This window comes from Aeromonas sp. CA23 (genome assembly GCF_002587065.1).
Taxonomy (GTDB): domain Bacteria; phylum Pseudomonadota; class Gammaproteobacteria; order Enterobacterales; family Aeromonadaceae; genus Aeromonas; species Aeromonas bestiarum.
The window spans coordinates 4,678,975-4,691,258 of record NZ_CP023818.1 but is presented as its reverse complement, the minus strand read 5'-3'; the positions used below and the strand labels follow the sequence as shown (position 1 = coordinate 4,691,258).

Annotated in this window: 10 protein-coding genes; 9 read left to right on the top strand and 1 reads right to left on the bottom strand. The window is 45.2% G+C overall.

From position 1 onward, the window contains the following. Positions 1-98 precede the first annotated feature (98 nt). The 9 genes from fdhD (at position 99) to CK910_RS23915 (ending at position 11,043) form a co-directional block, all read left to right on the top strand. Positions 99-905, top strand: a complete 807-nt coding sequence (gene fdhD, locus CK910_RS21555) for a formate dehydrogenase accessory sulfurtransferase FdhD (RefSeq protein ID WP_172955389.1) — start codon at positions 99-101, stop codon at positions 903-905. Then, positions 892-3,180, top strand: coding sequence for an FdhF/YdeP family oxidoreductase (locus CK910_RS21550; protein WP_098984654.1), 2,289 nt, complete (start codon positions 892-894; stop codon positions 3,178-3,180). Before fdhD ends, CK910_RS21550 begins: the two co-directional genes overlap by 14 nt. Before the next feature lie 330 nt (positions 3,181-3,510). Continuing rightward, complete coding sequence (locus CK910_RS23935; RefSeq protein ID WP_157774664.1) at positions 3,511-3,906, top strand: hypothetical protein; 396 nt, start codon at positions 3,511-3,513, stop codon at positions 3,904-3,906. 33 nt (positions 3,907-3,939) lie between these two features. Further along, entirely contained in the window at positions 3,940-4,977 is a 1,038-nt protein-coding gene (locus CK910_RS21545) for a site-specific integrase (protein WP_157774663.1), read from the top strand. After that, positions 4,974-6,884: a hypothetical protein gene (locus tag CK910_RS23930; RefSeq protein WP_157774662.1), complete on the top strand. Its 1,911-nt coding sequence runs from the start codon at positions 4,974-4,976 to the stop codon at positions 6,882-6,884. Before CK910_RS21545 ends, CK910_RS23930 begins: the two co-directional genes overlap by 4 nt. Next, positions 6,881-7,468, top strand: coding sequence for a hypothetical protein (locus CK910_RS23925; RefSeq protein ID WP_157774661.1), 588 nt, complete (start codon positions 6,881-6,883; stop codon positions 7,466-7,468). Before CK910_RS23930 ends, CK910_RS23925 begins: the two co-directional genes overlap by 4 nt. A 19-nt stretch (positions 7,469-7,487) precedes the next feature. Further along, positions 7,488-8,942 (top strand): tyrosine-type recombinase/integrase, encoded by a 1,455-nt coding sequence (locus tag CK910_RS21540; RefSeq protein ID WP_157774660.1) that lies wholly within the window; start codon positions 7,488-7,490, stop codon positions 8,940-8,942. Next, positions 8,932-9,351, top strand: coding sequence for a hypothetical protein (locus CK910_RS23920; RefSeq protein WP_157774659.1), 420 nt, complete (start codon positions 8,932-8,934; stop codon positions 9,349-9,351). Before CK910_RS21540 ends, CK910_RS23920 begins: the two co-directional genes overlap by 11 nt. Positions 9,352-9,714: 363 nt before the next feature. Then, on the top strand, positions 9,715-11,043 hold the full coding sequence (locus CK910_RS23915) for a hypothetical protein (protein WP_157774658.1): 1,329 nt from the start codon (positions 9,715-9,717) through the stop codon (positions 11,041-11,043). 60 nt (positions 11,044-11,103) lie between these two features. Here the strand turns inward: CK910_RS23915 and CK910_RS21530 are convergent, their stop codons facing one another. Then, complete coding sequence (locus tag CK910_RS21530) at positions 11,104-12,183, bottom strand: permease (protein ID WP_098985200.1); 1,080 nt, start codon at positions 12,181-12,183, stop codon at positions 11,104-11,106. Positions 12,184-12,284 lie beyond the last annotated feature (101 nt).

The following is a 12,284-nucleotide window of genomic DNA, read 5'->3' as shown; positions in this document are numbered from 1 at the left end:
AATAGAGTGATTCTATCAGGAGATAGATTTAATTCATTGGTTTTGCCGGGGCGGTCTCTCTAAACTTGAATGCAGTTTGCATTTTTAGGCCACCCTTCATGCCTGCGCCCTGCTTAGTCGGCACCCCTGCCAATCCGCCCGTCTTGCCTTCGCTCGATCATCTGGCGGAGGAGGTGGCTGTTTCCATCAACATCAATGGCATCAACCACGCGGTGATGATGGCGACCCCGGACGATCTCGACGATTTTGCGGTCGGATTTCTGTTCTGCGAGTCGATCATCGGGCACAACCACGATGTGCACGATATTCAGGTATCCCCTGCTGAACATGGCTTTGTGCTGGATGTTACCATTGCCAACCGCTGTCTGGCACGGCTGCAGCTGCGTCGGCGCAGGCTGACCGGTGCGACCGGCTGCGGTATCTGCGGTGTGGAGGCGGTCGAGCAGGCATTTCCCGATCTTCGGCCATTGCCGCTGACGCCGCCCCTTGATGTTGCGCTGTTGGCCGAACTGCGGCCGCAAATCGCCCAGTGGCAGCTCAAGGGGCAACACTCCGGCGCCCTGCATGCGGCGCTGGCGCTGGATGAGCAGGGGCAGATCCTCCACTGCCGCGAAGATATAGGGCGTCACAATGCCCTCGACAAGCTGATCGGCCTCTTGCTGCGCCAGACACTCCCCTGCGACACCCTGGTGGTGACCAGCCGCTGCGGCAGTGAGCTGGTGCAAAAAACGGCGCTGTTCGGCGCTCGTCACCTCGTCTGCCTGGCGTCACCCAGCCAGTTGGCGGTCAGGTTGGCCCTCAAATACAACCTCAACGTCATCCATATTCCCAAGTTTGATGCCCCGGTCAGCTACTCCAGCTATCGCCCGGCGGATCCCATCGGAGAGTGCCATGAGTCATATTGAAAAGCCTGCCAAAGCAGGCGGTTTTTCGTCCCTGCAGTCCACCATGAAGCAGGTGTTGCGCAGCCAGAAGACCCGCCAGAACATCAAGAATCTGCTGCGGGTCAACCAGACAGACGGCTTCGACTGCCCGGGCTGCGCCTGGGGCGACAACGATCACGGCGCCTTCCAGTTCTGTGAAAACGGCGCCAAGGCGGTGGCCTGGGAGTCGACCGGCAAGACGGTGGGGGCCGCGTTTTTTGCGGCACACTCGGTGCGCCAGCTGGCCACCCAGAGCGATTACTGGCTGGAGTATCAGGGGCGGCTGACCGAGCCGCTGCGTTACAATCCGGCGACCGATCACTATGAGCCGATAAACTGGGACGACGCCTTTAAGCTTATCGCCGATACCCTCAGGGGACTCGACAGCCCGGACGAGGTGGAGTTCTATACCTCGGGCCGCGCCAGCAACGAGGCCTCCTACCTCTATCAGCTGTTTGGCCGCCTGTTTGGCACCAACAACTTCCCCGACTGCTCCAACATGTGCCACGAGGCGAGCGGGGTGGCGCTGACTCAGTCGGTCGGCATCGGCAAGGGCACAGTGGTGCTGGATGATTTTGACCGTGCCGAGGCCGTGTTCGTCTATGGCCAGAATCCGGGCACCAACCATCCGCGCATGATGAATGCCCTGCGCCAGGCGGCGCGAAATGGCTGCAAGATTGTCAGCTTCAACAACCTCAAAGAGGTGGCCCTCGAGCGCTTTGCCAGTCCGCAAAGTCCGCTCGAGCTGCTGACCCCGGCGGCCACCACCATCAGCCATCAATATCTGACGCCCAAGCTGGGCGGCGACATGGCCGCCATCCGCGGCATGGCCAAGTACATCTTGGAAGAGGCGCCACAGGTGGTGGATCGCGACTTCATCGCCCGCCACACCCGCCATTTTGACGAGTATGAGGCGCAGGTGCGCGCCACCGGCTGGGCCGAGATCGAGCAGCAATCCGGGCTGATCCGAGACGACATAGTGCAGGCGGCCCGGGTATTTGCCGCCAGCCGCAGCGTCATCAGCTGCTGGGCCATGGGGCTGACCCAGCATCTGCACTCGGTCGATACCATTCGCGAAATCGTCAACCTGCACCTGATGTGTGGCCAGATGGGCAAGCCGGGGGCTGGGCTCTGTCCGGTACGGGGCCACAGCAACGTGCAGGGCAACCGCACCATGGGGATCAACGAGAAGCCGACAGCAGCCTTTATCGACCGGCTCGAGCGTCACCTGCGGGTGAGCCTGCCGCGGGCTCGTGGTCACAATGTCTATGAGGCGCTCAAGGCGCTGCACGAAGGCAAGAACAAGGTGCTCATCTGCCTGGGCGGCAATCTGGCCGCAGCGGCCCCCGATACTGATTTCACCTACGGGGCCATGAAGAAGGCGCTGCTCAACGTGCAGATCAGCACCAAGCTCAACCGCAGCCATCTGCAGGTGGGCAAGGCGGCGTTGATCCTGCCCTGCCTCGGCCGCACCGAGCTCGATATCCAGCGCATGGGTAACCAGAAGATCACGGTGGAGGATACCTTCAGCATGGTGCACGCCTCGACCGGTGCAGCCGAGCCGGTGTCGCCGCTCTGCTTGTCAGAGACCGACATAGTGGCGCGGATGGCTCATGCCACCGTGGGTAGCGAAATTGTCGACTGGCTTGCCCTGCGCGATGACTATGGGCGCATTCGCGATCTCATCGAGCAGACCATCGCCGGTTTTACCGATTTCAATACCCGCATCCAGCAGCCGTGCGGCTTTCATCTGGACAACTCCGCGGCGCAACTGACGTGGAATACCGCCAGCGGCAGCGCCGAGTTTCGTGCCAGCACCCTGCCGCACTCTGTGTTGCCGGAGTGTACCCGCCATGCCGAACAGATGAGCGATCAGCCGGTGTTGCTGCTGCAGAGCCTGCGCTCCCACGATCAGTACAACACGACTATCTACGGCATGGACGATCGCTATCGCGGCATCAAGGGCCAGCGCAACGTGGTGTTCATGAACGGGGAAGATGCCCGCCGTCTCGGCTTTGCCGAAGGAGACAGGGTCGATATGGCGGCCATCTGCAGCGACGGGCGCGAGCGGATTGTGACCGGATTCAACGTGGTGATCTACGAGATCCCGCAGGGCAATATCGCGGCCTACTATCCCGAAACCAACCCGCTGGTGCCCATCGACAGCATAGGGGAGGGCTCGTTTACCCCCACCTCCAAGTCGATACCCGTGCTGGTGACGGCCACCCGTCAGCAGGACAATTTGTTGCTGATATAGACAAAGCCCTGGTTTGACATGCCAGCTGCTCGGTCAGGCAATCCTGTTCGCGTTGCTGGCCATAGAGGAAAATGAAGGGGCTCGTACTGTGAGGCATGTCCATGCCGACCAGTACGATGCAAGCCTGAGAGTCGTACAAACAACAACGCCGCATAAGATATGCGGCGTTGTTGTTTGCGAGATCTGGTGCCGGTAAGAGGAGTCGAACCCCCGACCTTCGCTAGTAGTTAAGATGGCAAATTGACAATTGAGGTGTAAATTCTTGAGTTTGACAACGGTTCAAGGCGTACTACCCTTTGTATAAGAGTGGTTATTGCAAGGATGCACATGATGCAACTAACAAAGGCACAACGGATTGTTCTAATACATCATTTGCCTCATACGAAAGCATATCTGTCCACCTACCCTATCAATAACTATTCTATATCTGTTCCGAATGAACAATACTTTATAACAGACATCAATAACTCAGCTGATTCCGATGATAGCATTTATTTATTTCCATTATTATTAGAAGCTGATGGTACGCCGTGGAATTTAGCAAATCTATTTCTGCTTAAAATAGCAACCGATAATAGTGCTAATTACAAAGATACAAGGGACATACGCAAAAAGGCTTCCCTCCTGCTCGACTATAAGATTTTCTGCGAAAGCGCAAGGAACAACAACAACGAGCCTGCACCAATTGATCTCTTTGATTTTAAACATGCATTAAAACACAGGTGACCCACATGGCGATACTATTCACATCTGATGCATGTGGAAAAAACAAAACCAGATTTACTAAATGCAAAAACAGGTGCGGTGTACCAGTTTTATAATTTTGCTGCAAATTTGCCAAATGTAAATTTGGATATTAAAAGAGTGGAAACGCTTACTAGCTTTTCAGTTTTTAAACAAGCCTCCTCTGGAAATACGTATCTTCTTGAGGGTGAAAAACGCTCTCAAACTGTCAAAACGGCAGAGCCTGCACCTGTCAATATTGGTTACGTCAGGGATGAAGGTGAAGATTTACGCCCTCTTTTTCAAAAAGAACTCGATGCCTTATTAGATGCATTAGAGACAGATGAATTCGCTACAGATGAGAGGTTGATTTTTTATCTTGCATTATGCACTGGAGAGCGAAAGCAAACCATTCTCACAATGCGAATGAAGCATTTAGAGTTTTTTGAGGAACAGTATTTAAGCCAGAAGAAGCAGAGCTACATATTATTTGCGAATAGACAAAATGGCTGCGACACAAAATATAATAAATCTCACGTTTTATATGTGCCGGCTTGGTTAGGAGAAAAAATAAAAATATGGGCAAATTCAAAAAAGGCCAATGAACGCAGAGAGAAATTTAAACAAAAATTTGGCAACGTTTTGAACGATGATGATATGTATCTTTTTTTGAGTCCGACAGGGGATTGTCGATATATGTCCCATTTAGACCCCCGCTACAGAAAAACACTATCGCCAGCTCTAGGCCAAGTAACAAGGAATTTAAAAACCAAGCTACTAAAAATCACAGGAAATAAAGTCTCATCGGATTTTTCATTTCATTGGCTGAGAGCAACATTTGCCCTTCTTTTATATAAAGGGTGCCAAAAACTGATTGCAGAGAAAAAGATGCTGGCTGGACAAGAGCTCAACCACATACGCCATCGGCTGCATCATGCACATCAATCTACTACTGAGGATTATTTAAAGCTGTTCAGCCAAACCAATGAACTAATAGAAGCTCAAGAAACATTTGAAAATGTCCTTTTCGGTGATGTGTTGCAAAGCCAAGAGATACCGATTGAGGACAAATGAAAATGAATGATATAAGCACGCTCGATATGGCTCCAAGAGACACCATCAAGCTTGAAGTGAGCCAGCTACTTGAGTATGAAGATGCACCTGAAAAAGTTTGTATTCTGTTACCAGAGTCGATAATAAAAGGTGCATTTGACATTGGAATAATTGCATACAGCTTAAGAGGTATGAGCTCTAAGCCAAACAATACTGTTTCACAGCCAGTTTGTATTTGTAGCCTTAAAAAGGAACGGCAAACATTTTTAACTTTGCTGTTCGATTATTTATTAACTAAAGCTTGGCGAGATTCATCTGTTTTAGCTTTTCTAAAGAGTGTTCGTACCGTTGTAAACTGGGCAGATAGTAACAACCACACAGATTTATTTACAACACCAGAATGTTTTCGCGCAGCTTATTTTGAGTTTACCAATCATTTAAATAACCAGATTTTTCATAAAAAACTAAAACCCATTACTGCGAATCAAAGCCAGAGGTCTATGAAAGACATGGCTGCAATTAACTTTGGAGAGGATGCTAGTAGACAGGTAACTTCTGGTATTACAACAATCAGCTATGGCGGCCCAGAATTACAGGCGCCAGAAAAATCGTTAGTAAAATACAACGCAAATATATTTCTAGCTATTGCTAAAGGATATAGTCATGCAGTTTTAGAAATGCAACCGTATCCTTGGTTACTACAAATGCCAGATTACCATACTTATGTTTTCCCTGCTAACTGTAGTATTAAAACACCTTTTACAACTAACCATATTGCCACGTTTAATTACGAGGAGGGTAGATTATCGACTGTTGAAGAAATGGGAAGTATTAATAGTCGACCTAAGCACAATAACGCTCACGATTTAAAAAAAGCACAAGAAAATATAGATAAACATAATAGTCTTGGTCTTAACAGCTGCTACCGAATTTGCGATATATCAATGGCTTTAACTGCTTATATGCAACTTTTTATGTTAACGACCGGATGCTATGGCAATGAAGCAAGGCAAATTGTTTACGAAAACACCCTGAATGTTGAGCGAAATATTATTCACTACAGCTTTAGAGCAGTGAAGTTCAGAGCCGGTGGCAAGGTTGTAAACTACGACTTAGGTTCAAAGTACGGTTTGAAAATTTTAAAAGAATATCTGAAGTTCCGCGAGTTTATCTTACAGGGAAAAGAGTGTAGTTTTCTGTTTTTTAAAATGAATAAAGATGGTGAGCCTGTGCAGCATACAGAGGGTTCCATATCTGGTTTAGTGATACGAGAAAGAAAGTTTTTCTTTCCTTTAGATGTTCAAGTTGTACGTAGCCGTCAGGCAAGAAAATATAAAAGCGTTGTTTTACATGAAGCAAAAATTGGTACAAAAACAATCGCCAAAATCCTAAATCACACCGAAAAAACAAACGAAGAAAATTATACTACTTACTCACCGGATACCAGCAAGAAAGAACTAGGCACACTGTGGTCAGCGATAAGCAAAGCTGCCAAAGAAATCAAAATTACGCAAGACACATCTGAACGAGATTCATCCATTCCGACAGGTCATTGTTCTAATAAAGGAAACCCTGAAAAAGTACAGGAAAGCACACCGATTGACCCCGACTGCAAAAAGCAATTTGGCTGTTTGTTTTGTTCAAAATACTTAATTCATGCAGACCGTGACGATATACACAAGCTTTTAAGCGTGAGATATGTCATAGAGCAAGTGTTAAAGATGTCAACTGATCCTGAAAAAACAGAAAAGCTCCTGAGAGAACTTTCTGTACGTATTGATTACTTAATAGATCGTTTAAAGGATTTTTCAAAAGCAACAAAAGCGCTTGTAAATACACTGTATGTAGATGTTTTTGAGTATGGTGATTTAACGGCCTTTTGGTCTTTCAGGCTAGAGCGTTATGCAGAAATGGGGATGATATTATGAATATCGTTACAAATGTTTTGTATAACACCCTGGATAGCTTCAACACCACAATATACAGCCCAGATGCTTTTACAGGAGATTCAGACCTAACCCCACCATCCGATGAATTTGTTTTATGTAAAGATGAAAAAGGTAATGCAACAGCAATCTATGGTAGTGATCTTTGGAATTTTACTCCATATGGACTCCCTGGGAACCCAATTCCTAGCTTAAATTTTAAATCGATTTGTGGTGTGAACGAGGAGCATACATTACAGCTGAAAAAAGAAGTAAAATGGATTATGTTTTGTCTCATTTACAAAACAGGCTCTGGTCGCATTGGTCGGTTAAGTACATCAACTTTATATGAATATTTTCGTGTCATTCGTATTATTTCAGGTATAGCTGTAAAACTTAGTAACAACCCGTTTAATAACCAGTTAATGTATATTTGTGACGTACTAGAAAATAAAAAAAATCTGCAAAATTATGAATACAGCAAAAGAAATTTAAATGATCTTATTTCAAAGTTGGTTAGCCTAGGGGGGAGGGAAGGAAAAGCTTGGCTATGCTGTTTGTTTTGTAAGGTTTTCTCGTGGCGATAAAGAGACCAAACAACACCCTTTGATACCCGTTGATTTATATCTTCATTTTGTAAACGCACTCACAGATGAGTTGGAAGCATTACATTCAGGAACTTCTAAAATAGCCTTTTTTTTATATCGGTTTTCGGAAAAAGGTTATGGTTTAACACATGCAACTCAGAATAAGTCTAAAAAAAGACTCAAACCAACAATGCAGGAAGCTATCACTGAGTATGGCTTAAATGATGTTCTGTCTAATGTAACTAACTATCATCAGCTATTAAAAAAAATTAAACAGATACGGTTTACATTAAAAACCGCGATCCATCTTTATACCGGCATGCGCGATCAGGAGATTATACGCCTACCGTTCAGTTGCGTATCTACCGTTGATATAAAACAAGAAGAAAAAGACGAGAACGGAAAAATAGTTGTACCAACTAACATGATAAAACTGCTTTCCACCACTACAAAATACACTGGTTATAGAAAGGATGATGCCTGGTATGCACCAGATATTATCATTAAAGCAATTGAAGTATTACAACGAATCACCAGAGGGTTATGTTGGAAAAACAATATAACAGACGTAAATGCCTACCCGTTGTTTTTAAGTGCGGGCTATTTAAGTGGGTCAATTAAGGAGGAAATCGAAGAAAATAAATATTCTTCCTTCCATAAAATTAAAAAACTGGGAGTGCCTCAGTGGCTCCTGGATGCAGTGATAACCGAAAAAGATATGGAGTTGTTGAAAGCAAGCGATCCATCCAGGGACTTCGAAAATGAAAGAGACCATAATGGAGGATTAAAATTTAAAATTGGTGATGTATGGCCACTGACTAGCCATCAATTTCGCCGTTCTTTAGCTTTTTATGCCTGTAGCTCGGGATTTGTTTCTATCCCTACATTGAAACAGCAGTACAAACATCTAACAACAGAAATAACCAAATACTACAGTAGAAACCATCAAAATATCGTTTCTATCTTTGGGCATTATGATACAGAAACAGGAAAATGGACACTTCCTGAATCACACGTAATTTTCGATTGTCAGGCCGCTTACACAATGGATGTGGCTGAACGATTGATTAATGACTTACTAGAGGGTGAGCCATTGTTTGGTAAATCTGGCAGCTACATGTCGAGACAAGCAGAACGCATTTTTGATGGCAATGTCAGCATTGTGGAATTTCGAGAAGCAACAGAAGAAAAAATAAAAAATGGTGAGATCGTATATAACAGAACTCTGCTGGGTGGTTGCACTAACATCAATGGTTGCGATTGTCGGATCTTGGGTGAGTTTACTGATTGTTTAGGCTCGGATTGTGCTGTGATAAAACGGGATAAAGTAGAAAAACAAATTATTGAAATACAAAAAGCAATGCAATTCTACACACCCAAAGATGGTGAGTATCAAGCATTAGAGGCTGAATTAGACAGTCTGAATAAATTTAAAAAGTATCAGATGAACAAGGATGAGTCTTATGAAGAATAATAATGGGTTAGAAAAGTGTTATGCTGCTTTTCAACGATTAAAAGAGGGTAAGCCTGAGCTAGTGAAGTACAAAAACTTAGCTCCATCAGCAATTACCCTCTCTGTTGTATCACAAGAAGCCGGTTTAGATGCAGGATATTTAAAGCCGAAACGAGAAAAACATCAGCCATTGATTACACTCATCAATGCTTTTAAAAATGAAATAGAGTCCCCTAGCTCGATAAGAAAGCGAAGATTTGAAAGCATTAAAATGGCGAAAGAGTTAGGTGAGGAAGAAATCAAATCACTAAAAATGCAGTTAGATGCGGCACTAGGCAGAGAGTTGCTTTTAGTTCGCCAGTTACAACGCCTTGAAGAAGAAATCGGAGAGTTAAAAAAAGAGCTAAACATCAATGTATTACCATATTGAGCACGAAGATGACATATACAAAATATACAGTTCTAGTTATCACCTGACACTGGCCTCAGACCAGTGTCTTGATTTGCACAACTTTGGGGACTCACTCCTTTGGTATCAATTTCAGGCCCTCTTCAACATGTTGTAGGGGACTGCCCTTACATCATCCTGCGCTTCCCCTAAAGCGCCATGAGTTGGCTTGGGGAGTCGTCATATTGCTAAATCTGATTGAATCTTGATGAAGTTCAAAACAATCAAATGGAAATATATGATTTTTCATCAAAATGTTGTAATAACTGATGCAGTTAAAACATTCAAGTTAACTGAATAAAGTGATTGAATTTAATACATAGCTTCATTTTGGGTAGGATAGAGATGGCAAGAATCCTGATGACTCGTGCTTTTGATGACAACGGCCATATAGTTGATGTCAAAGACGTTGTTAGTGGAAAAGGATGCAATTGCACATGCATTGGATGTCAAGGTGCAGTCTGGGCAAAGAAAGGCCCAGTTACAGCCCATCATTTTGCTCATGAGCCTAACTCTATCGAAGAAAAATCCTGTAATTGGAAGCCAGAAACAGAAATACATATCCTGGCTAAAGAAATTATAGCAGCAGAACGGCAGTTATTACTTCCTATTGGAACTATAAACCCAGTACATAAAAACATAGTCTTTGATGAGATGATATGTGAGGTTTATGAAGGCCGAATTATCCCTGATGTAATCGGATTCATTGATGGAGATAAAGTTCTCATCGAAATTGCAGTAACTCACTTTTGTGATAGAAGAAAAATTAAAGAGCTAAAGAAAGTAAATACAACTTGTGTTGAACTTGACCTGAGTAGATTTCGAGTTAAGGGAGAAACAATCTCAAAAGAAGATATTAGAGGTTATCTTAAAAGCTGCCCTAAAAAGTGGTTATCAGTATCTCCTATTGGAAATTTCTCCGAAATGATGCATTCTCATAATAGACGGGAGTTAATATCTTTACAGTATCAGCATTCATCCTTAAATTCAAAGCATCAAGCCGGGGTTAAAATACTTAATGAAGAATACAATGCAATAAAAAATACGTATCAATCAGAACTAAGCGATATGCAGCGAACAATTGAACAAGCTCGGCATTCAGAAAATAACGCTAGTTCAATTCTTCAAAAGTGGGATGGAAGAATAAGAGATAAAGAGCTATTTATCGCAAAGGCAGAGGAGAACATCATTCTCTTACAAGACCGATATAGGAGTCTTGAAGTTGAATTAAAAAACCGTCTTTATGACATACAGGATGAAATTGATAGAAAGCAAGACTTACTAAGTGATCTTGCTAATTTAGATGAGCTTAAGGCGGAGTTTTATTCACAGGTTGATGATGTAAATAGAACAATTAGAGATAAAGAAGAACGGGCTAATATAAAAGAGATTAAAATACGTCAGCTTTCAGCCTCACTAGACCTTTCACAGAGAAACTTAAACGATAGCCTTACTTCAATAAAAGAGCGAGAGAATGCTTTAACTGAAAAACACAAAGACTTGACGAACATCGTGAATATTAAATCAAGAGAGCAGGCTCAAGTAATGTATGAAAAGCTGCTAAAAGAAAAGTCAAAAGATATAAAGGCATTGGAAGAAAAAGAAAGGCAGGTCATTAAGGCTATTGATAACCTAAGGAGAAAGTATGGTTCATTTATTAAAATTCCAGAGTGAATCTCCATACATACTGATACACATTAAAGGGCCTTCTGTTCAAGAAGGCCCTTTTGTCATTTATGAAAACAAGAATTGGGTCAGGTAGCCCATCATGACGGCCATCCCCAGTATGACGGTGAGGAATGCCACGATCATGGGAGTTCTGAACATCGACTTGAGCAGGATCACCTCGGTCAGGCTGGCCCCCGCACTACCGATGATAAGAGCCATCACAGCCCCCATTCCCATCCCTTTACTCATCAGTACCGATGCAAGCGGGATAACAGCTTCTGCCCGGATATAGAGCGGAATACCCACGATGGCACTGAATGGAATAGCCAGGGGGTTATCTGCCCCAGCGTGGGCGGCGATCCACTCTGACGGAATAAAACCGTAGATAAATGACCCGATCAGTACCCCCAGCAACAAGTAGGGCAGTACCTCTTTGAATTGCTGCCAAGCATCAGCACGAGCTTTGGCAAAGGCAGTGGGGATCACTGGCGCCTGGGTCAGGGTCGCGGTGCCATCTGCGCAGCAAGAGAGCGCTGGCGTTGCCTCTGCCGCTGGTTGTGGGGCACAGCAGGATGCCGCAGCACTTATCGGTTTGACTGACTTGATGGTGCTGCTTGCACAGCAAGCGGTTGCATTCGCACTGGCCGGTTCACTCGCAGTAGTGCCGCAACTGGTGCCACAGCTGCTTTTTGGGGCATCTTTAGGGTCAATGACATGACGCTCGAACCCCAGCATGTCCAGCAGCATGCTCGCCAGTACGGAGACGCCAGCTGCGATCACGGCATACAGCACCGTCACTTTCCATCCGAAGGTAGCCCACATCAGGCCGACAATAATCGGATTGAGCAACGGTGAGACAAACAGGAAAGTCAGTGTTGGCCCAAAACCGGCTTTGGCAGACAAGAGTCCACGCAGCATAGGGATGGTTGAGCAACTGCAAAATGGGGTCAATGCGCCCAGCACCGCAGAGATCAAGTAGCCTCTGCCTTTTCGTGCCCCCAGCATGGCTTGGATCTTGGCGTCGGGTATCTTCTGGCGGATCAAGCTGACCCCGGCACTGATCACCAGGAACAGCACAGAGAGCTCAAAGGCCAGGAACAAAAACATCTGAGATGCATCCGTCAGCATGGTTAACCAGTCATTCATCTTCATATTCTCCACGTAAAAACCACATTTCTAGAATAATGGAAATGATGTGGTGATCAAGATATTTCTGGTATTATCGAAATATGCATCGTGTGGAGGGA